Genomic DNA, 22599 nt, shown 5'->3' with positions numbered 1-22599 from the left:
CCCGACAAAAATGACGGGGAGCGCAATTAAATTAAAATTTCTAATAATTCAGGGAAATCTGGACCCAGATCATCCAAGACTTTCTGTTTTTCCACCCCTTCTTTTATCATCATTAGTATTGTATCATTTCCGGCAATAGTCCCTAGAAATATGGCGTAAGCTTTCTCATCAATTTTAACAGCAACACTATTGGCAAAACCTGGCTGTGTCTTTAAAACAGCCATTTGTCCTGAAATTTCAAAAGAAATAATTCCATGTAATGAAGGTCTTGATTCATCATCACTAAGTTTCACTTCTTCTGGAATAAAATAAATACTGCCATAATGTGCATCATGAATCTTCCCTACCTTTAATTCTCTTAAATCGCGAGAAAGAGTGGCTTGAGTGGTATCATGTCCTCTATTAACCAACAAGGATAACAATTCCTCTTGGCGATGTATCTTATTGGTATTGATAATCTTCCTAATGGTTAGAAGTCTTTCTGATTTGGTCGACATAAATTGAATATTTATACATTTTAATTTTGCAAAAATATTCAGTTATTTATAAAATCAAAGATAAATTTATTAACAATATGATGATTTTCTGTTAATAGTGTAATAGAAGGTGTGAATTTGTTGGTTTTTTTTGTTCTGAAAATACGAAAATGAGCTAAACAAATAATATAGATTTCCTGCACTTATATTACACAAGCTGTTGTACATCAATTTAGGAATTAGCCGTGCTTGAACAATTAATTTGACCCAAAGCAAAGGAAGGAGAAAATTTTCATGAATTATAACTCATTCATTTAATTGCCTTATTACAATACATAGCTATATATGCCTTCCAAAAAGCTGCGATGAATTTGATTTTGAACAAATGTAAAAAGATCCCTGAGATTATTACAACAAAACCTTGTTACTTAAGAATATACTTGCCCGATTTTCCGCATTTTGTCTGAGGTTATAGTAATAGAATGGGATGTCAAATGAATGATAAACCCCTTCGGGAAATCCATTCATGGAAACTAAATAAGTAACCAAATCATTATCATCAGCAGTAGAGCACTCCAAAACACCTTTTGCAATATTTACACGCGCATCAGCGAATTGAGGAACATATCCAAGAACCAGATTCGCATCAGGCATATACGAACCGAGCCCTTCTTCAACAGTAGCAAGAGTTTCGTCTCTTGTCCACGTGATAGGGTTTATCACAATACCTATCTTCCCATCCAATAAGGGATTGACACTGCTCATATTAGGTGACTGTGTGTTATACGAAATGATCACTCCCGTATCATCGGGTCCTTCAGCATATTTCAAATGTGGGTTTTGGGCAATATAGTCCGCAGTAATGGGCCAGCCAATCACATAGGCGGCAATCATATTCTCGTATGCTATTGGATTTTCTTTCATATAACTTGATAAAAGATTACTAAGCACGATGGCTCCTTGCGAATGCCCGACCAAAATATAAGGTCGCCCATTGTTAAAGTGTTTGATGTAATAGTCGAAAGCTGCAATGGCATCCATGGTGGGGATACCTCCTACTATTTTAGCCTGTTCTTCAGAGGGCAAAAGTACAGTTGTTGCAGCATCATCCTGCCTATAAAATGGAGCGTAAACATTACCTGCTGTTTCAAATGCAGTAGCCTGTCTGCCAAACGCAGATGGAGCGCCTATAAGCATGCTGGGATTGTCGATTTCACAAATAATAGGGTCGCTTTCATTATTCTTCTTCCATGAGGTAGGGTAATAGTAAAAAATGTCGACCGGTTTAAGTGTTGATGGTATAGATAACCAGTGAGCAGATTTTGAATAATCTGTAGCTACCACAGTTTCGACTGGAGTGGTATCCTCTTTTTTGCATGAAAATAAAAATATCAAGACGATAAAAGGTAAGGAAATTTTCAAAATGCTAATACTTTTTACTGGTTTCATATTTAATTTATTAAGGTTAATAATTGTCTATTCGAAGATAAAAAAAACTTTTTGTAAAATCCAGCATAAATTTAGATTTGATTCTCTTTATTTGAGACATAAATCTTGCATCATGATGAATACTTAGGCATTTTAAATGGAGCATACCAATGCCTATCATGCTCAGAGTACTTGAATTGAATTAAGCTGGGTCTTTATCACACAAAAAAAGCCTCAACTAATGTTGAAGCTTTTTTAAAATGATGTGCCCAGAATAAGATTCGAACTTACACGCCCTTGCGAGCACCAGCCCCTCAAGCTGGCGTGTCTACCAATTTCACCACCTGGGCAATCTAATGAGGGCTGCAAAAATATTAAATTTTTATGATCTAGCGTCATAATCATCAAAATATTCTTAAATTTGAATAAACAATTTTCAATATACAACCTATGTTCACCGAAAAAGACCTAAACCAGTTTAAAAACAAGGGAATCAGCCAAGAAAAAGTTATCGAACAAATCAATAAGTTCAAGTCTGGCTTCCCTTTTATGCAACTTTCCGCTGCAGCAACTAAAGAATATGGCCTTAAAGCTCTAAACGAAGAAGAAGAAAAGAAATATTTAGATGAATTTGAGTCCAACTTTGATGGAAACCAAGTGATCAAGTTCGTTCCTGCTTCGGGTGCCGCAAGCCGAATGTTTAAGCATTTATTCGAATTTGCGGAGAAATACCAGATTAATGAAGAAGGAAAAGCTTTATTTGAAAAAGATAAAGGATTCAATTCTGTGTTTTATTTCTTTGAACATATACAAGAATTTGCTTTTTATGAGGACTTAAAAACTGTTCTAACTCAAAATAGATTAAATCTTGAAGAAGAAATTGAAAAAGAAAACTACGGAGTTATTTTAGAATACCTCCTCCAAGATAAAGGATTAGGATATGCAGCATTACCCAAAGGCCTTTTGAAGTTTCATCATTATGACGATGCCAATCGTTTTGCCATTGAAGAACACTTGGTAGAAGCTGCTGTTTATGGAAAGAACAAAGATGGAATTGCCGCTTTGCATTTTACAGTTTCGCCTGAACATCAAACAAAATTCGAAAAAACCATAGCCCAGGTTAAAGATAAATACGAACAAGATTATGATGTTCAATTTGATATTAAATTCTCGCAACAAAAACCATCTACGGATACCATTTCTGTTACACCAGAAAACGAGCCATTCAGAGAAGAGGACGATAGTATCTTATTTCGTCCAGGTGGACATGGAGCATTAATAGAGAACCTAAATGAAATTGATGCCGACATCGTTTATGTGAAGAATATAGACAATATTGTTCCAGATAGATTAAAGTCGACTACTTTTAAGTATAAAAAACTCATAGGTAGTTATTTGAGGAGTCTGCAGGAGAAAGTTTTCGACTATTTGTGTGATTTAGAAGATGGAAACCTTAGCCAAGAAGAGTTGAATGAGATGTACGAGTTTATGGCCACAGAGCTCTTTATTGAAGTCCCCAACTATATGAAAGCCATGGATATCATGGAGCAAATGGATTGGTTGTTCGAGCAATTCAATCGCCCAATTAGAGTTTGTGGCATGGTGAAAAATGAAGGTGAACCTGGCGGTGGTCCTTTTGTGACACTAGATGAAGAAGGAAAGAAAAGTCTTCAAATAGTAGAATCCTCGCAAATTGATTTTACTCAAAAAGACCAAGCAGACATTGCGAAAAGGGCGACCCACTTTAACCCTGTTGACTTGGTTTGTGGTATTAAAGATTTTAGAGGTGATAAATTTGACTTAACTGAGTTTATTGATGAAAAAACGGGATTTATCTCATTAAAATCGAAAAATGGTAAAGACCTAAAAGCTCAAGAACTACCTGGTTTATGGAATGGTGCTATGGCCAATTGGATTACCATTTTTATGGAAGTTCCTATCCTTACCTTTAATCCCGTAAAAACGGTAAACGATTTATTGAGGGATCAACATCAATAGAATCTTGAAAATAAAAAATGCCTTGGAGATTGTTAATCTTCAAGGCATTAATATGAGGCAGTATTGTCTAAATACTTAATTAACAAGCAATTTTGTACGACCAAAATTTTCCGAAGAAATAATATACACTCCAGATTCAAGTCCATCAGTATCAAGGTAAGTAACATTATCTTTCAGCAATAATAGTTGTCCGAGATTATTGTGCAACTGTATATTTACTTGATGTTGGAAATATACTCTATTCCCACTTTTTACAGGATTAGGATATAATTTCAGCAGCACTTGGTTCAATTCATCAATAGCTGCGGCATTATTGGTGGCGTTTGGTGTTGGACCAAAAGGTTTTTGGAAATATATCCATGTTTCATCTCCATCCATTTCTCTACCATAAGCGATATCTTCCCCTTGTGCACCAAATGTTATATTATCAATTAATGAAGAATCTGGTGCCATTAATAAAATATCATCCCCTGATGAACTTAGTTTGAAATTGGTGTGTAAAGGACCTCGTTCAGTTCTATCATCACACCAAATCAGCTTGTAGCCATATGCTTCAATTATGGTAGATACTGTTCCAAAGGGGAATTGATATTTAAAGGCATCATCAGCATCATCAGAAATATAAAAATTGGCTAAATCCACTTGTTTATCATTTGGGTTATAGATTTCAATCCAATCGGCATTGGCATTATATTCATCAGTAATAGTGGATTTATTTACTGCCATAAACTCATTAATAAATATAGCATCCTCAAAAACAAAATCAGGGTCTTCTTCAAAAAGAGCTGTAAACACTGCACCTTCATCTAAATCCACCATCAAAGAAGCATCCGTATCTCCTGTTTCCTGCCACTCCACAAAGCGATATCCCAATTTAGGCATTGCGACCAATTGGAAAGGAATATCTTCGAAATAAGTACCATGCCATGGGTAAACACTCTCTGATACCCCATCTAAAGCCTCAGAAACAAATAGAGAATTTATTTTAATATTTCCCATATTTTTATCATTTACATTTAATGCAATATGAATGGTATCCTCAAGGTTAAACTCTTCCGTATAATGGTCAATTATTTTACGCTTTCTATCTTTTGGGAAATTATATAAATCATCTAAAACATTTGTCCATTGAGTAAGCGTAGGAATTTCATTTTGTCTAACATTTAATGTGGTAGCTATAGAAGGGTATCTCCATCGGCTCACATGTTCTAGCATTTCAGGAGTCATTGATTGATCAATCTCCTCTAACTTTTCTCTAAAATTAGATTGATTAAAATTAGAATTCATGTGATCACAAGTTCTATTTACAAGATCAATCACAAACTGATCATTCTCTTTAAGTCCGCGAGCTAAAATGGTTGCTTTACCATGTTCTTGATCAAAAGCATCATCCAATACGTTTACATTTGAAGATATATCGTCACAGGACCCACCAAACACCAAATCAAAATCAAACATAAACCATCTCCAACGCCCATCTAAACCATTTATTGATTTAGTGCTTTTATCGAAACCCTTATATCTCCAAAATTTTATATTTGTGATCACCCAATCCACATTACCCATATACACCTCTGATGAGAAGTAACTTAAATAATTATCAATATCAATTTGGGTTTGAACATACTCGTAATTCTCGTCCTCCTCCATATTGTTACTTTCAACAAAGTCGAGCAGGTTATCATAATGTGCTTCATCACCTTCTTCACCAGAATCCAACTTACCACTATCCCTCAAAATGACATAGTCGTCATCTTTCTTTCCATACTTTAAGGATAAGTACTTTTGGTCGAAACGTTCTTTAATAGAGTGTATGCCCCAATACTCCCCATTAACGAAAAGAATAACATGCTGAACATGCTGAACATCCATATTATAATTCTGCAGTAAAAGGTCTGCAAAATCATCGCGAGGCGTACAATCAGGTCTGTGGCCTGGTCCTCTTATCATAAAACGTTTGAACTTATTAATGTTGCTATTATCAAAGAACTTATATTTCATTTCATCTTTGCCATATTCGCTTCGGGCATACATTCTAAGGTTCTTCACTGTGGAGTGCCTTCCACCTCCCCCATGGATTCTAGCTCCTAAATATTGTTCAAATCCTAAAGTACCATCATTCTCAAAATATTGTACCAAGGTAGGACGCTCCCATTCGCGTCCACTTTCGTAATAATTCCCCAATTCCCCTGTTGTTCCATATACATATATTCCCATTTCATCATCGAAAAAATTGGGGGCATCAGTGGTTAAGGAAATAACAGGCAAACTATACTTTTCCTCAGCTTCAGAATATATAAAAAACGTAGAACTTAATGTTTCACTTGGAAGGTATCCATCTTTAAAAGCTTTAACTTTTAATACATTTGTTTTATTGATATTGGAATAAGGATTTAAATATCCCCTATTATTCGCTCTGCTTTCAGTAAAGCCAGGTTTAGGATAGTCGAAACTTGGATTCGTTTTTATCAATGAAATCCCATTTGGCTTGCTTGTGGCATCTGAAAATTGAATTTCTGAATTATATACAGGACTACTTGGCGTTGGAACAGAACCATCGAGAGTGTATCGAAGAAATACCTGAGAGCCGCCGTGTACGATTGAAACATTAATATCATCAGTATAAAATCCTGATTCATGACTCACAATTGGGTCACTTACAAAACCATTATAGGCAGTTGATGTATTTGATGTTTGAGGAGTTGGAAGTCCAAAAAACTTCATATTTCCCGATGCGTCTAGCTTATGACCATATGAGACATCAGCTCTTAGTTCAACAGAATCTATCCTATCCACTAAAACACCTGATGGCTTATACAAACTAATATATTCACCTTCTTGGGATATTTTAAAATTACAATGCAATTCATTACCAATTGTAGCATTTTCCGAGGCAAAAACCAATAAGTAGCCATGAGAAGATATGTTAACATTGGGGAATTTCCATTTTTGTGGATTATCATTCTTATCCGACAATGAATAAGAATTCAAATTAATGGTGGTAGAACTATTATTATAGATTTCTATCCAATCACTCTGCTCTCCATAGCTATCAGTGATCCCATTTATATTAGAGGCTAAGACCTCATTTATAACCAAATCCTGAGCCTTTACACCTAAAAATGACAGACTTAATAGAAGCGAAATTAAAATTCGTAAATTTGAAATCATAAGGAGTTAGTTTAATTTCTGATTGAAAAAATTATAAGTCAAACCAATTGTAAGTGCATCAGAATATTGTCCTTGATTTGCAAAACGAGTAGCACCAGAAGCATGAGGACGTATTGGTGTAATACTATTATTGGTTCTGAAGGAAGCTGATAACTGATTATTAATTTTATATTCAATTCCCAATATAAAAGTTGCACTATGCTGATAAAACTCAGTATCAGGCACGCTAGTACTAAAATTAGCCTCCTCATATGGTGTTCCTATCAAATAGCTATAAGCAATTCCTCCAGTTAAAATCAATGTTTTATTCAAAGTAAAATTATATAAAACAGGGATTTCCAAATAACTCACTCGCATTAGGTATTGAAAATTACCATTTTCATCAGTAGGATTTTCTCGAGCTCCCTTTTGAATATAATACATTTCTAGTTGAGCTCCAGACTTTAGGGTAAACTGTCTATTTACAAATAATCCGCCATAAATTCCAAGTTTGTGATAACCAGAGCTTGGATCTCCTGCTACTTGACTTCCCACAAGGCCGCCCAATAATCCGCCTCCAAATTCCTGAGCTTTGACTTGCTGTGAAAAGAAAACAAAAGTTGATAAAACAAGTAATGAAAAAAGTATTTTTTTTATCATAGGATCATATTATTCAGGTCATTACAATTAAGTGCCAAACGAATAAGGCTAAATTGAAACTTTAAAAAACTAATACAGCCATCTTATTGATTCAAATAGCCATTCATCTTTCTTAGCAGAGTGGAGATAACAATAGGTTTGGGTATATAGTCATCGCAACCAGCTAATAGCGCTTTTTCCCTATCACCCTCTAAAGCATAAGCTGTTTGGGCAATAATTGGAAGCTCTGGTCTAATTTTCTTGATGGCTTCGGCTGCTTCATAACCATTCATAATAGGCAAGTTAATATCTAATAACAACAAATCTATGTTATCATTATTTTGGACTTCAGTTAAAGCATCCTGTCCATTTTCAACCCAAATGATTTCAATTTTTGAACGCTTTAATAATAGTCGCAAAAAGTTATAGTTACTGGTTATATCTTCAGCAATTAAAACAGTTTTACCTTCCCACTGGTATTCATTCACATTATAAGATTCATTCATTTTGCAATAATTAAGTGTTTAAGCTTGATTGATGTTGAAAGTAAAGATTGAGCCTTTTCCAAGCTCAGAGTCAACATAAATCTCCCCCTTCATTAATTCTAATAATTGGTTAACTATTGACAAACCAAGACCCAAACCATCGTGCGCACGGTTATTTCCTTCCTCAGCTTGCTTAAAACTTTCAAATATATCAGTTAATTTGGTTCCTTGTATACCTTTTCCTTCATCTTTAACATAAAAGTCATATAAATTCTCTTTTTCGTTGTATTTATAGCCAAACTCTATGGTTCCTTTGGTGGAGAACTTAAATGCATTGTCAATAAGCTTGGTCAAAATCTGCTCCAGCTTACTGTTATCTGTGAAGAAGACTTCTTCTCCATCTTTTCTATTCCCTTTCCAAACCAAATTAATATTATGATTATCATATCTCTGATTGGAGTAAAATTTTTGATGGACTATTTTCATCAGATTATTGAGAGAAAATTCTACTGGATATATCTTAAGATCCTTGCTTTCCAGCATACTAATATCTAGAATATCTTCTACAATAGAAAGTAGATGATTGCCTCCTTTATATATTTCATCGTTAAAATCCTTAACGTCATCCATATCTACTTCTGTCACTCTAATTAACTCCGCAAACCCTATAATGGCATTTAAGGGAGTTCTTAGTTCATGAGATATGGTTGAAAGAAACGCTGTTTTCATCCTATCAGACTCCTCGGCCAATCTCTTAGCTTTTAGTATATTCTCTTCATATTCTTTTCGCTCACGAATATCGGTTGCTGAAACGGCGTAAAACTTTGGAGCTCCATATTTATCACGAATAATAACACTATTAAACATGACAGGAATCTCTTTCTCACTTTTACTCACCACTATAAGTTCGAGACCCTCACCACCATGGATATTTGAAGATTTCTCCACAAAATCTGCGATTTCAGATTTAGAAACCCTAGGTGTTACTGTAAAAAAGCTTCTTCCTAACATTTCTTCTTGCTCATATTCTATTAATTCAGCAAAGTATTTGTTTACATATACAAACTCACCTATGTCATTGGTAATGGCCAAACCATAATTTGCCAAATCCGAAATTAATTTAAATCTTTTTATTTCTTCTAAGTCATGTTTGCGTTGACTGATATCTCTCATTATACTTAAAACCAAATGCTCATCGTCAATATCAACGGCTGCCAAAGACATTTCTACAGGGATTTCGCTACCATCCGCTTTAGTAGCTACAAACTCAATATTTTCCCCAAGTAGATGATTATCAATGGCATGCTGTATGGTTTCTAAACCTCGAGCAAAGTCATCATTCTCATTATCAGAGGAAAACAGAACGCGAATATTATTATCTAAAATATCCTCTTCATCGTAAAGAAACATTTTTTCAGCTGCCTTATTCCAGAATTTAACTTGACCATATTCATCAAATAACACAATGGCATCATTGGCAGCAGTCGTTATAGCTTTAAGTTTAATCTCATTCTCTATGGCTTGCTGCCGAGCCGATTTGGTTAGCTCAACTTCATTAATCAACTCTTTGGTGCGATCTACAACCAAATGCTCTAAATACAATTGATAGTTTAGAAGTTCCTGATCTACTAAAACTTTCTTGCGTGCCATTTCCAATGTAATCTCTAATTGTAAAGGTGAAAATGGTTTGATAATATATCCAACAGGCTCCGTTTCTTTTGCCCGTTTCACAACTTGCTTATCAGTTTGGCTTGTGATATAAAGAATAGGTATTTTGTCGTTCTTATTAATATGTTCTACTGCCTCTATACCAGATATTTTCCCATCAAGTTCAATATCCATCAGAATTAAATCTGGTTTTTTTATACCAACATAATCTATGGCAGCTTCGCCTGAAGTTACGACATCAAGTATTTTATAACCTTTGCTCTCTAAAAACTCTTGAAGAACTTTAGCATTAATCACCTCATCCTCAACAATCAACACTTCAAACTCACCCATAACGGCAATTTATTAATAGGTTAATATACGTAAACTTAAAATTCAAATTTACAACTAAAGATACATTCATTTTTTTGTAAATTTACAAAATTATCAACGAATCAATTAACAATTAGTTAATATGTGAAAATTGATCAATAATAACATTAGCTTAAATTTGCCTAAAAAAACAAACATAGATGAACCTAACAATGCAAACCATATTATTAGTTGACGATGAGGATGATATCCTTGAATTTTTAAGCTATAATTTAAAGAAAAGCGGATACAATGTGCATACAGCAAGCAATGGTGAGGAAGGTATAAAAAAGGCATTAAAAGTAAAACCAGACCTCATTATCTTAGATGTCATGATGCCTAAAATGGATGGCATTGAAGCATGTGATCAATTAAGGCAACTCCCAGAACTTGGAAACCCAATCATCATATTCCTCACTGCACGCTCTGAAGATTATTCTCAAATAGCTGGCTATGATGTTGGAGCTGACGATTATATTTCTAAACCCATTAAACCTAAGGTATTAGTAAGTAAAGTAAAATCATTACTTCGTCGTTCTAGTCAAAATAATGAAACCAATTCAGATCCCTCTGGTCATATCATGCAAATCCATGATTCTTTCTCAATTGATAAAGAAAGATATTTAGTTATTAAAGATGGTATTGATATCTTATTACCGAAAAAAGAATTTGAACTTTTGATGCTATTTGCCTCTAAGATTGATAAAGTTTTTACTCGTGAAGAAATATTCTCAAAAGTTTGGGGTAATGATGTTATCGTCGGAGACAGAACTATTGACGTTCATATTAGAAAAATTAGAGAGAAAATAGGCCCTGAATATATTCAAACTATGAAAGGTGTTGGATATAAGTTTATTGACACTTCAAAATAAATCCGAATTAATGAAATTAAAAGAGTCTTCCAGTATTGCGTTACAAATCAGTCTAATTCTTGGCTTTATTGTTAGTGCGATTTTAATTTATATCTACCTTATTACCAGCACCAACCTATTTCTATTACTGGGTATTTTATTCATTTTTGTCTTGGTAACTTTTTGGATTATACAAAACTATATTGAGCGATATATTTATGACCATATTAAGGTGATTTACAAACTCATTCACGATCATAAAGTAAAAAGCAATCACAAAGGCAAACCCAATCAAACAAAAATCGCCAATATAAAATCGGTTCATCAAGAGGTATTGGAATGGAGCGATGATTATGAAAAAGAAATCTCTCAACTCAAACAATTAGAGCAATATAGAAAAGAATATATCGGCAATATTTCTCACGAATTAAAAACTCCTTTATTCACTATTTTAGGATATATTTCTACACTAATTGATGGTGGATTAGAGGATGATAATATAAATACTAAATACCTAGAAAGGTCTGAAAAAAACATTAACCGATTAATTGGAATTGTAAAAGAGTTGGAGACCATTAGTCAATTAGAGTCTGGTGAGTTAAAGCTCAATATCAGTCGTTTCAACATTAAAGCATTATGTGACGAACTTTTAGAATCTTTCGAAATGAAAGTAGATAAGAAAAACATCCTAATGTATTATGGAAAAAATTACGACCGGCCTATTTATGTGAATGCTGATAAAGAAAAAGTAGCGAGGTTAATAAGTAATCTTTTAGGAAACGCTATTAAATATGGCTATGCAAACACTGGGAAAGTTAAAATCAGTTTCTTTGATATGGACGAGAACTTGTTGGTAGAAATTACAGATAACGGACCAGGAATAAACAAGGAAGATTTACCTCGCATATATGAGCGATTCTATAGAACAGACAAAGCTAGAAGTCGTGAATTAGGAGGTACCGGCCTAGGTTTAGCCATAGTAAAACATATAGTAGAAGCACACAAACAAAGTATCTATACCAGAAGCACTATTGGCATCGGAACGACTTTTGGGTTTACCTTGGAGAAAGCCTAGCCTACTTATTCAGCTAAACTCCCATCATCATTTATAATAACTCCCCAACTAACAGCTACCAAATCACCATTTTCAAAATAGCAATCTAATAAAGCGTCATCAAAAGTAATTCTTGTTTCACCCCACTCCTCTTCTTCTTTTTCAATTTCCTCATAACCATGCTCCTTCATCAATTTAATAATATCCTCTTCTTTTTGCTCAAAAATTCTTACCCCAAAAAGAGTGGCATTTTTATTGTCCAAATCAAAATTAGAAACTACTGGCTCTACTAATCCCTCTAAAAAAACTGTAATTCCATTTTCATAAGTTAAAATGGTGGTCTTTAAATCATCATCAGAAGTAATCTCCTCTGCATCTACAGGTTTTCCAACCAGCTTGGCTACATTCTCTGGAATTTCACCAAATTTTAATTCCCCTAACCCTTGTTTTGGCTTAATCTCCAATGTTAAATTGCTCATTATGTTTTTATTATTGTAAAAGGAATAATGTCCTTTTATTATTTTTTCGATTTCTTAATGAAACAAATATAAAATAATTATGATACCGTACAAAATAAAAACTTTGGAGAATTAAAAATAAGATAAAACCAAGCACTATTTGATAGGAGAATCAGCCTCTTTAGCCATATGTTTATAGGTAAGCTTCTCAAGAATACGAGGAAAGGTTTTATTAAGAAAAACAGTGAATTTCCCCTCTAAAAAAGTAAGGACGATTGCCGCCTTTTTTTTATCAATAGCTTTAACAATCTTACATGCCACTTGTTCAGATGTCATCATTTTACCTTCATTTCTAGGGCTATCACCTTGAACACTTCCATCTTTAGTCAATGCTACATTTCGAATATTGCTCTGAGTAAAACCTGGCGCGGCCACTAATACATGTAGTCCTGTTTTTAGGTTTTCTACTCTCAAAGTATCTAAAAACCCTCTTACTGCAAATTTAGATGCACTATAACCTGTTCTCCCAGGCAAGCCGACATATCCAGCAATACTAATCACTCCAACTAAAGACCCCTTTCGCTCTATCAAATAAGGTAAAGCATATTTGCTGCAATAAACAGTTCCCCAAAAATTCACATCCATCAATTGTTTTAAAACATCCAGTTCCAGATCCTTGAACAGCGCCCTCATACTTATCCCTGCATTATTAATCAGAATATCAATTCTACCAAATTTCTCTACTGTTAAATTAATGAGGTTCTCACAATCTTTTTCTAATGAAACATCTGTATTTACAGCTAAACAATCTGTACCCTGTTTTAATAAACCTCCACGAATTTCTTCAAGTTTAGAAATGTTCCGTGCAGCCATAACAATTTTAGCCCCTCGCTTGGCATACTCATATACCAATGCCTTTCCTATCCCTGAAGAAGCTCCTGTAATAATGACAACCTTATCTTTCATAACTGTGAAGTATAATTAGAAAATCAATTTTCCACCAGAGAGTAGCTGAAAAGCGGAAGATTTCATTTGTTTTCCATTTCCACAACACCCCCTATTTCCAGAAGTATCAATTTCTTGTTGAATATGTAAATTTTTAGCTGGCGGACTAATATATGGAATACCTAAACTCAACCCTCTCAAAATAAACAAAACTCCTATAATAATTATGACCAAAGGAATAATCTTGTTAATCTTAGACTTGAAAGGTCCTGAAATGATATTTCCTGCTAAAGTAACAATAGCCAATAAAGGCAAAGTTCCTAAGCCAAAAACAAACATAAACAAAGCCCCAGATGCGACTCCTCCAGTGGCAATAGCACCAGCCAATGCCACATAAACTAAACCACAAGGTAACAATCCATTGAGTAGACCAATCACAAATAAAGAACCCAAAGAACTATTACGTAATAACGGTCCAAGATAAGCCTTAAGCTTATTTACATATCCATAAATATATTTGTCTAATATTCTAGTATTTCGAAATAACACAGGAAATAAGACACTAATTATCATAATAACTCCCATTACAATTGAAATCCAGCTCTGAAATCCACCAAGCCGGATGCCTTCGCCAAGCACACCAAATACAGCTCCCATTGCCGCATAGGTGATAGCTCTGCCAATATTATACAAGAACGTTCCCGCCAACCTACTCCACCACGTTTGATTATTGATGGGCAATGCGACAGCAATTGGACCACACATTCCCACACAGTGAAAAGATCCTAAAAGTCCAAGAATTAATGCAGTGGTAATAAACATAATGCCTAATTAAAAATGATTTCTTCCTCCAGATAATATGGAACAGATTCATGTTCGAAAGTGACTTTAACAATATACCTTCCTTTAAGAAAATAATCGAGTTGGAATGTTTGGGTTCCATTTTCATCTAAATTAATTTCAAAACTTCTGTCGTAATCAAAATCGGAAGGACGAAAGAATAGAATCTGACCTTCTAGCTTTTTTCCAATAAAATACTCTGGGAACTTCACCAAACAATCATTTGAATATATCACACTGAAACCTTGAGCGTATAATCTTGTATTTTCAACTCTTTGCATTTGCTCAGTATGATTCAATCCACGTTCATAATAATCTTCTGAAACCTTATTAATCTTATAATCAAATGATTTAAACACCAATAAAAATACAAAAGCCATCATAGCTAAAATCGCAAGGAAAATTCCAGTACCCCAATTCCATTTAATTTTCATGTAAAATAGTTTTCTGCAAAAATACTTTAATAATCATACCAACTCCTTTATCTCCACATAGATTTTATTGGTATTGCTATTTGTTACTATTTATCTCCAATAAAAGATATCGTTTGCTCCTCTACCATTTCTCCCTCAACAAAAACACCAATTTCTATATCATTATTCTTCTCAGGCAAAATTTTCGGATCAATATATACAAAGAAAATATCCTCATAAATACTAGATGGTTTTATTTTTACATCCCCTCTAATCACATTTATTTCTCCATCGTAAGACAATACTTTCAACTCCACAGCAACCGTATCAATAGTTTTATTAATAATCTTGAAATTATATAGATTACTAATTCTACCTCCTTCTTGTTCTTGATATAACATTCCTGGAGTTCTAAAAATTGAAGTTTCAAGATCTGCTCTACCAAATATGAGTACAGAGAAGAATATCATTAAGCCGACCAATAAAGAAGAATAACCAATCATACGAGGAGTAACCTTGAATTTAGCTCCTTCCACAATTTCTTTCTCCGAAGCGAAACGAATCAAACCTCGAGGTTTTTTCACTTTATCCATAACACCATCGCATGCATCGATACACGCTGTACAATTGATACATTCTAACTGAGAACCATTTCTAATATCAATTCCCGTAGGACATACCTGAACACATTGACCACAATCTATACAATCTCCTTTATCAATTTCATCATTTCTATTTCCACGAGGTTCTCCTCTTTTATAGTCATAACTCACAATGATAGAATTCACATCTAAAAGCACTCCTTGTATTCTTCCATAGGGACACAATATAGAGCAAACCTGTTCTCTGAACCAACTATAAATAAAAAACAATACACCAGAGAATATCAGCATTGCCCCAAAACCAACAATATGCTCAGAAATGGGTTCAGAGGCTATTCTAAATAACTCGTCTACTCCTACTACCCATGACAATAAAGCATTAGCAATAAGAATTGACAAGAAAACAAAAATTCCATTCTTCACTATCCTCTTCCAGACTTTCTCAAAGCTCCAAGGACCATCTTTAAGTTTTCGTTGCTCATTAGCATCCCCATCAATCAAATATTCAACAGGTCTAAATAAAATCTCCATAAAGACAGTTTGTGGGCAAGTCCACCCACACCACAATCTACCATAAACAGCAGTAAACAAAACTATTCCAACCAATAAAGAAATCATCCCTATTGCAAAAAGGTAAGAATCTTGTGGCCAAAAATGCACTCCAAATAGAATAAACTTTCTCTGTATGACATCAAAAAGAAATAATGGATGACCATTCACCTTAATAAATGGCACCAAAAATAAATTAAGAAGCAAGGCCCATCCTACAATACGCCTTCTATTAAAATACCTTCCCTTAGGTTTCTTTGGATGAACAAAAATTCTTTTACCCTGATTATCGATGGTGGATATTGAATCCCTAAAACTGGTTTCTGCCTTATTCTTTTCGCTCATTACTCTAAACTTATTATTCTATAATTGTATATCCAACTCTTCCAATCTCGGCTTTCATCTCATTCACAGATGTTAGCAACGTGTCTACTTTTACTATTACATTTTTCTCAATATGTGAAGCGGTAGACTCAACTACCCCATCAAACTTTAGTAACTGCGTATTAACTGTATTCTCACAACCACTGCAAGTCATACCATCTACAGAAATACTAATTTCTACTAAATCGCCTAAAACTTCTTTTTTGTTAGTTTCACTTTGCCCTGAAAAATGGCACGAAAGAAAAGTAAAAATAGATAAGAACAATAATAATGGAAGGATTTTTTTCATGTTTGTTTATTTTAAGACCTACAAATGTAAAACAATATTTAAAATTTCTCATGCAATATTCAATAATTACTTGCCAGTATCAAACATTTTTGATGGATTTTTCCTTTTCTTTAGGTCTATGCCAAATTATATCTTTGAATATGATCAAAGTTCCAATTTACACAAAAGAAAAATAATCACACATAACTACCCTTACCACCAAATATTCAATACTGACAAAATGACCATAAATAATTATTTGGCGCAAATATTGACATAGATGATCAGATTTTGAACAAGAAAAATATTTTGTAACAAACGTATAGTTTCCAGGCAATTACATTCGAATAGCTTAAACACCTAGCTAATAGAATTAGATATTGTACTGCAATACTGACAATTTTAATGCGATTATGGCAAATAAAAGAAATACCAAAAAACAAGAAAGTAAAGAAAAGCAAGTGAAAAGCGAAGACTTAAACGAGCAAAAAATAGAAGATACAAATACTGAATCCACTGAAGAATCAGTTGATCAAAATACTGAAGAACCAGTATCTTGTGAAGAGGAAATTAAAAATCTTGAAGCACAAATTGCAGAATTAAAAGATAAACATCTTCGTCTATTTTCCGAGTTCGATAATTTCAGAAAAAGAACGACCAAGGAGAGAATCGAACTTTTTAAAACTGCAAATGCTGATTTGATATTAGACTTAATTCCAGTTCTTGATGATTTTGAAAGAGCCCAACAATCTATGGCAGAATCATCTGATGCAGAAGCTATTAAATCGGGTGTTGAGCTAGTCTACAACAAGCTTTATAAAACATTAGAAAAAAGAGGTTTACAATGCATGGATTCAAAAGAAAAAGAGTTTGATACTGATTTTCATGAAGCCATAACTGAAATACCAGCCCCTACTGAGGAATTAAAATCCAAAGTTGTGGATGTAGTTGAAAAAGGATACACATTAAATGATAAAGTAATTAGATACGCAAAAGTAGTTGTAGGAAAATAATTCCAATAAAAGGGTCATCAATATGAGTAAAAGAGATTATTACGAAGTACTGGGTGTAGATAAAAACGCCTCTGAGACTGAAATTAAAAAAGCCTACAGAAAGGTTGCTATTAAATACCATCCAGACAAAAATCCTGATAATCCAAAAGCTGAAGAACAGTTTAAGGAAGCAGCAGAGGCTTATGATGTTTTAAGCAATGGCGATAAAAAAGCTAGATACGACCAATATGGTCATGCTGGCGTGGGTGGTGCAGCTGGAGGAGGTTTCGGTGGTGGAGGAATGAGTATGGATGACATCTTCTCTCATTTTGGCGATATCTTTGGCGGTGGCGGTTTTGGTGGCTTCGGTGGCTTTGGTGGCTCTGGAGGAGGACGCAGAAGAGTCAATAGAGGTTCCAACCTTAGAATTAAGGTAAAACTAACCTTAGAGGAGATTTTAAAAGGTGCAGAAAAGAAAGTACGAGTTAATAAGTATATTTCTTGTGACACTTGTCATGGCAGTGGGGCCGAAGGAAATGGCCGCTCCACTTGTAATACTTGCCATGGAACAGGACAAGTCACCAAAGTAGTGAACTCTTTCCTTGGACAAATGCAAACAGCAACAACTTGCCCACAATGTGGTGGCGAGGGAGAAATTATCACTCACAAGTGCAAAACTTGTCATGGCAATGGAATTATAAAAGGCGAAGAAGTAATCACCTTAAATATTCCGGCAGGTGTTTCTGATGGAATGCAGTTAAGTATGTCAGGTAAAGGAAATGCAGCAGCACGTGGTGGCGTTCCTGGTGACTTAATTATTCTTATCGAAGAAATTGGTCATGAAGACTTGGAAAGAGACGGGATGAATCTTTTACACGATCATTTTATCAGCTTTCCTGATGCTGCTTTAGGAACTTCCATAGAAATCCCAACTTTAGAAGGCAAAGCGAGAGTAAAGATCGCGCCAGGAACTCAACCTGGAAAAGTTTTAAGACTTAAAGGAAAAGGCTTACCAGATGTAAATAGTTATGGCAAAGGTGATTTATTGGTAACTATAAATGTTTGGGTTCCAAAAGAACTACTCGAAGTTGAAAGAGCAGAGCTTCATAAATTGAACCAAAGCAAAAATTTCATCCCAAATCCTGACAATAAAGAAAAGGGATTCTTTAATAGAATGAGAGATTATTTTAGATAATCAACTTTACGAATCTCATAAAAAAAAGCACAATTCTATAAATTAAGAATTGTGCTTTTTTTACATTCAAAAATATTTGTAACTTGTGAGCTGTAAACCAAAATCCGCATCATGCCTTACAAAATCAAATTTAAAAACTCTATTCTATTCCGAGTTGGAGTAAGTATATTCCTACCTGTGTTTATCATTTTTAGCCTCATGTTCTACCTTCTATACAATAACACAGAAGAACTTACAAAAGAAAAATACATCAATCAATTACACGAAATTAATCTGAAGTATGCTGACTATATCACAAACAAGCTGAGTGAGTTGGCCAGCAAAACAAAATTAGTAGCCAAACAAATAGAAACAGGCAAAATATCAATTGAGAATTTCTTAGATATTACCTATGAAATTACCAATTCCGATAAATTAATATATGGATCCGCCATAGCATTAGCCCCCCCAACACCTTCACCAACAACGAATTAGGCTTTTATTACTCCTTCAAAGGAGGTAGTAAAATCAAACAAATAGCATTTGAATCAGAAGAAGATATTGGATATTTTGACTATAGAAATAGTGATATTGAATGGTGGAAAAAACCATCCTCCGAACACCACAGCGGATGGACAAGCCCCTACTTTGATCATGATGCTGGACAAACAGATATGGTTACCTATTACCAACCTTTTTTTAAGAATGGAATATTTCAAGGAATTATAACTGTTGATGTTTCTATTGACTTATTAAAAAATATCCTCCTTTTAAATGAGGAACATTTTGAAGAAAACATTCCAACAGATATTTATTTATTTTCAAATGATAGCACCTTAGTTTATGCAGATAATTCAATTTTAATAGGAAGGAATGTACTCAAAGAATTTAAATCGTATATTCCTGAAAAAGAAATCAATGAAAGAAAGATTATCATTGATGCCATTTCAGGAAAAATTGGCAAACAGAAGTTTTATTCCCAAACCTTGGGTGAAGAACGATTTGCCTTCTATACTCCAATATCTTCTACAAATTGGCATGCCATTGCTGTAATTCCATATAGCTTTATTAAAGAATCCATATTTGAAAAGATGTGGAAAACCATTTTCATATTAATTATAGCTTCAATTGTTATTATGATATTGATATATTTCATCGCAAGAAGTATCACCAAGCCAATTGAAGAACTCAGCTTGGCTAGCCATCTAATAGCCGAAGGGAAATATAATTCTAATTTTCGGATAAAAACTAAAAGTGAATTGGGTCTTTTAGCTAATAGTTTTAACAAAATGAGTTCAAAACTCAAACAAAGAGAGGAAGATCTAATTTTAGCCAATGAAGAATTAAAAGTCTTAGACGATGCAAAAACGAAGTTCTTATTATTGATAAGCCACGAGATAAGAACCCCATTAAATGGAATTATTGGTTTCACCGATATCATAAACGATAGTATTGATGACCCTGAAATCATGGAATTTGGAAGTCTTTTGAAACAATCCGTTAACCGACTAGATGAGTTCTCGAGAAAAGCCCTCGACATCACTCAACTTCAAACAAAATACAATACATTAGATAAATCAAACATCAATGTAGCAAAAACCATTAACAGCATCCTCGATGCAAAAGAGCAAGATATCTCTTTAAAAGGAATTAATGTTATGTCTTCAATGGAAGAAGGTATTATTCACTTTGGAATTCCAGAATACTTCACCGGTATGATAGAAGAGCTCATAGAGAATGCCATTGATCATTCTAAATTTAACAGTGAAGTAAAAATCAAACTCAAGAAAAACGAAAATGGCTTTGCTTCATTCTGCATTAAAAATATTGGAGATATTATTCCAAAAGAAAAATTAAGTTTGGTTTTACAACCCTTTGGTCTTGCTCAAAAACATATAGATCAAAACATTGGATTAGGCTTATATTATGTAAAAACTTATTTAGAAATTCACGATGCTGAGTTTGATATTCAAAGTGATGAAACTGGTACAATTTTTAGTTTTGTACTCATAAGTTAGATAAAATTTTAATGATCGACACCTGGAAATAATTCAATTAATGGATTACATGTTCTAACCCCTAAAATAATAAGATTCACTGCTAAATAATTACTACTTTTGCACTTATTATTTAGAGAAATGACAGATAAAAATATTCAAGAAATTTTTGATAATTTCAAGAAACAAAAAGTACTGATAATAGGCGATGTAATGATTGACAGTTACATTTTTGGTAGTGTGGATAGAATCTCACCTGAAGCACCAGTACCAGTAGTTGCAGTTAAAAAAAGACTAGATAGATTAGGTGGCGCAGCTAATGTGGCACTCAATATAAAAGCCGTTGGGGCAGAGCCTATTTTATGTTCGGTTATTGGGCAGGATCCAAAAGCAGAAACCTTTCTTCAATTACTTAAAAAAAGAGAATTATCGGAGGAGGGTATTATAAAAAGTTCTTCTCGTATCACTACGACTAAATTTCGTGTGATTGGAAACTCAACTCAGATGCTTAGAGTTGACGAGGAAACAGACGAAGAAGTGTCTCAGCAAGAATTATCCGATATTCTGAAAAGAATAGAAGCCATTCTTAAAAACCATAAAATCGATGTCATCATCTTCCAAGATTATGACAAAGGTGTCATCTGTAAAGAACTCATTGAACAAGTCTTAGTCCTTGCTGAAGACATACCAACAGTGGTAGATCCCAAGAAAAGAAATTTCCACCATTTCAAAAACACAAGTTTATTTAAGCCTAATTTGAAAGAATTAAGAGAAGGCATTAATGAATCTTTCGAAGCGCATGAATCTGATAAATTAAAAAACGCTGTAGAAAAAATGCAAGAAGAGTTAAATTGCGATTATTTCTTCACCACACTTTCGGAATATGGAGTCATGATTTCGAAAAAAGAAGATAATGGCAACTATATTCACCATAGTATTCCTGCCCATATTAGAAACATCTCTGATGTATCAGGAGCTGGAGATACAGTGATAAGCTTAACCGCTTTGTGTTTGGCACAAAACCTAAAGGCAGAGGACATTGCAGCCATATCAAACCTGGCTGGTGGTTTGGTTTGCGAACAAGTTGGAGTGGTGCCAATAAACAAGGAAAAACTATATAAAGAACTCAAGAACAGCTTAAAATAATGAAACAAGAAGGAAAGAAAGAGCAAGTTAGAAATATGTTCAATAGCATAGCAGGAAAGTATGATTTCTTGAATCATTTTTTATCTATGGGGATAGACATTTACTGGAGAAATCAATTGGTGAAAAAATTAAAAAAAAATCATCCTAGCCAAGTATTAGATATTGCCACAGGTACTGGTGACTTAGCCATAACTATATCAAAAGCACTTCCTCAAGCTTCCATTATTGGTGCTGACATTTCCGAAAACATGCTGGAAGTTGGAAAACAAAAGGTTTTAAAGAAAAAGCTAAGCGATAGAATAAAAATGGAATTAGGAGATTCGGAAAAGCTCAAGTATAATGATGGTTTTTTCGATGCTGTAACCGTGGCTTTTGGTGTAAGAAACTATGAAGACTTAAACAAGGGATTAAAAGAGATGAACAGAGTTACCAAAACTAATGGTAGCGTTTATATTCTTGAATTTAGCAAACCAACTGCTTTTCCAATAAAACAAATTTATAATTTTTACTTTTCTTCCATCCTTCCTCTTTTGGGAAAAAGCGTATCCAAAGACGATGCTGCTTATTCTTATTTACCCGAATCAGTGCAGAAATTTCCTGACGGTACTCATTTCCTAAAACATTTATCAAATGCGGGATATCAAGATGTTAAGCAAGTAAAACTCACCTTTGGAATTTGCAGTTTGTACATGGGAAAAAAAAACGACTAAAGAAGGGATTCAAATTTATCG

Annotated in this window: 21 protein-coding genes and 1 tRNA gene; 9 read left to right on the top strand and 13 right to left on the bottom strand. The window is 34.0% G+C overall.

Translation table 11 applies throughout. The features are described 5' to 3' along the window. Positions 1-26: 26 nt before the first annotated feature. The 3 genes from HNS38_RS00585 to HNS38_RS00575 form a co-directional block, all read right to left on the bottom strand. Positions 27-497, bottom strand: a complete 471-nt coding sequence (locus HNS38_RS00585; RefSeq protein WP_172280883.1) for an arginine repressor — start codon at positions 495-497, stop codon at positions 27-29. 387 nt (positions 498-884) lie between these two features. Further along, entirely contained in the window at positions 885-1925 is a 1041-nt protein-coding gene (locus HNS38_RS00580; RefSeq protein WP_172345821.1) for a DUF3089 domain-containing protein, read from the bottom strand. Between the two features lie 245 nt (positions 1926-2170). Continuing rightward, positions 2171-2254, bottom strand: a tRNA-Leu gene (locus tag HNS38_RS00575). Between the two features lie 100 nt (positions 2255-2354). On the opposite strand from HNS38_RS00575, the gene HNS38_RS00570 reads away from it, so the two are divergent. Then, positions 2355-3902 (top strand): DUF4301 family protein, encoded by a 1548-nt coding sequence (locus tag HNS38_RS00570; protein WP_172345820.1) that lies wholly within the window; start codon positions 2355-2357, stop codon positions 3900-3902. Between the two features lie 75 nt (positions 3903-3977). Here the strand turns inward: HNS38_RS00570 and HNS38_RS00565 are convergent, their stop codons facing one another. From HNS38_RS00565 to HNS38_RS00550, 4 genes are all read right to left on the bottom strand, one after another. Next, a complete protein-coding gene (locus HNS38_RS00565) occupies positions 3978-7073 on the bottom strand; it encodes a lamin tail domain-containing protein (protein ID WP_172280877.1) in 3096 nt (1031 codons plus the stop codon). 6 nt (positions 7074-7079) lie between these two features. After that, on the bottom strand, positions 7080-7712 hold the full coding sequence (locus tag HNS38_RS00560) for an outer membrane beta-barrel protein (RefSeq protein ID WP_172280875.1): 633 nt from the start codon (positions 7710-7712) through the stop codon (positions 7080-7082). Between the two features lie 83 nt (positions 7713-7795). Then, positions 7796-8197 carry a response regulator gene (locus tag HNS38_RS00555; RefSeq protein WP_172280874.1) on the bottom strand — a complete coding sequence of 134 codons (402 nt, stop codon included), beginning with the start codon at positions 8195-8197 and terminating at the stop codon, positions 7796-7798. A gap of 18 nt (positions 8198-8215) precedes the next feature. Beyond that, on the bottom strand, positions 8216-10177 hold the full coding sequence (locus HNS38_RS00550) for a PAS domain S-box protein (RefSeq protein WP_172345819.1): 1962 nt from the start codon (positions 10175-10177) through the stop codon (positions 8216-8218). A 179-nt stretch (positions 10178-10356) separates the two neighbouring features. Here HNS38_RS00550 and HNS38_RS00545 point away from each other — a divergent pair, with 179 nt between their 5' ends. Together HNS38_RS00545 and HNS38_RS00540 are read left to right on the top strand one after the other, a co-directional pair. Next, positions 10357-11067: a response regulator transcription factor gene (locus tag HNS38_RS00545; protein WP_172280871.1), complete on the top strand. Its 711-nt coding sequence runs from the start codon at positions 10357-10359 to the stop codon at positions 11065-11067. 10 nt (positions 11068-11077) lie between these two features. After that, positions 11078-12121, top strand: coding sequence for a cell wall metabolism sensor histidine kinase WalK (locus HNS38_RS00540; RefSeq protein WP_172280869.1), 1044 nt, complete (start codon positions 11078-11080; stop codon positions 12119-12121). A gap of 5 nt (positions 12122-12126) precedes the next feature. On the opposite strand, the gene HNS38_RS00535 is transcribed toward HNS38_RS00540, so the two are convergent. The 6 genes from HNS38_RS00535 to HNS38_RS00510 all read right to left on the bottom strand — a co-directional run bounded on the left by HNS38_RS00535 (position 12127) and on the right by HNS38_RS00510 (position 16580). Then, entirely contained in the window at positions 12127-12579 is a 453-nt protein-coding gene (locus tag HNS38_RS00535; protein ID WP_172280867.1) for a hypothetical protein, read from the bottom strand. Positions 12580-12714: 135 nt separating this feature from the next. Next, positions 12715-13524: an SDR family oxidoreductase gene (locus HNS38_RS00530; protein WP_172280865.1), complete on the bottom strand. Its 810-nt coding sequence runs from the start codon at positions 13522-13524 to the stop codon at positions 12715-12717. A 15-nt stretch (positions 13525-13539) separates the two neighbouring features. Further along, positions 13540-14325 carry a sulfite exporter TauE/SafE family protein gene (locus HNS38_RS00525; RefSeq protein WP_172280863.1) on the bottom strand — a complete coding sequence of 262 codons (786 nt, stop codon included), beginning with the start codon at positions 14323-14325 and terminating at the stop codon, positions 13540-13542. A gap of 5 nt (positions 14326-14330) precedes the next feature. Beyond that, positions 14331-14777, bottom strand: coding sequence for a FixH family protein (locus tag HNS38_RS00520; protein ID WP_172280861.1), 447 nt, complete (start codon positions 14775-14777; stop codon positions 14331-14333). Positions 14778-14863: 86 nt separating this feature from the next. Next, complete coding sequence (gene ccoG / locus HNS38_RS00515) at positions 14864-16252, bottom strand: cytochrome c oxidase accessory protein CcoG (protein ID WP_172280858.1); 1389 nt, start codon at positions 16250-16252, stop codon at positions 14864-14866. 13 nt (positions 16253-16265) lie between these two features. Further along, the gene (locus HNS38_RS00510; protein WP_172280856.1) at positions 16266-16580 is read right to left on the bottom strand and encodes a cation transporter; all 315 of its coding nucleotides are present in this window, start codon (positions 16578-16580) and stop codon (positions 16266-16268) included. A 440-nt stretch (positions 16581-17020) separates the two neighbouring features. Here HNS38_RS00510 and HNS38_RS00505 point away from each other — a divergent pair, with 440 nt between their 5' ends. From HNS38_RS00505 to ubiE, 6 genes are all read left to right on the top strand, one after another. Continuing rightward, positions 17021-17572 carry a nucleotide exchange factor GrpE gene (locus tag HNS38_RS00505; RefSeq protein ID WP_216663600.1) on the top strand — a complete coding sequence of 184 codons (552 nt, stop codon included), beginning with the start codon at positions 17021-17023 and terminating at the stop codon, positions 17570-17572. Positions 17573-17594: 22 nt separating this feature from the next. Then, the gene (gene dnaJ, locus HNS38_RS00500; RefSeq protein WP_172280852.1) at positions 17595-18746 is read left to right on the top strand and encodes a molecular chaperone DnaJ; all 1152 of its coding nucleotides are present in this window, start codon (positions 17595-17597) and stop codon (positions 18744-18746) included. 111 nt (positions 18747-18857) lie between these two features. Continuing rightward, a complete protein-coding gene (locus tag HNS38_RS00495; RefSeq protein WP_172345818.1) occupies positions 18858-19220 on the top strand; it encodes a hypothetical protein in 363 nt (120 codons plus the stop codon). Then, entirely contained in the window at positions 19160-20743 is a 1584-nt protein-coding gene (locus tag HNS38_RS00490; protein ID WP_371823808.1) for a HAMP domain-containing protein, read from the top strand. Before HNS38_RS00495 ends, HNS38_RS00490 begins: the two co-directional genes overlap by 61 nt. Positions 20744-20863: 120 nt before the next feature. Further along, entirely contained in the window at positions 20864-21868 is a 1005-nt protein-coding gene (locus tag HNS38_RS00485; protein WP_172280846.1) for a bifunctional heptose 7-phosphate kinase/heptose 1-phosphate adenyltransferase, read from the top strand. Further along, positions 21868-22578: a bifunctional demethylmenaquinone methyltransferase/2-methoxy-6-polyprenyl-1,4-benzoquinol methylase UbiE gene (gene ubiE, locus HNS38_RS00480; protein ID WP_172280844.1), complete on the top strand. Its 711-nt coding sequence runs from the start codon at positions 21868-21870 to the stop codon at positions 22576-22578. The genes HNS38_RS00485 and ubiE overlap by 1 nt, the downstream gene beginning before the upstream one ends. The last annotated feature ends 21 nt before the right edge of the window (positions 22579-22599 follow it).

It is taken from the genome of Lentimicrobium sp. L6 (assembly GCF_013166655.1).
Lineage (GTDB): Bacteria > Bacteroidota > Bacteroidia > Bacteroidales > UBA12170 > UBA12170.
This window is presented reverse-complemented; position numbering and strand designations above follow the sequence as displayed.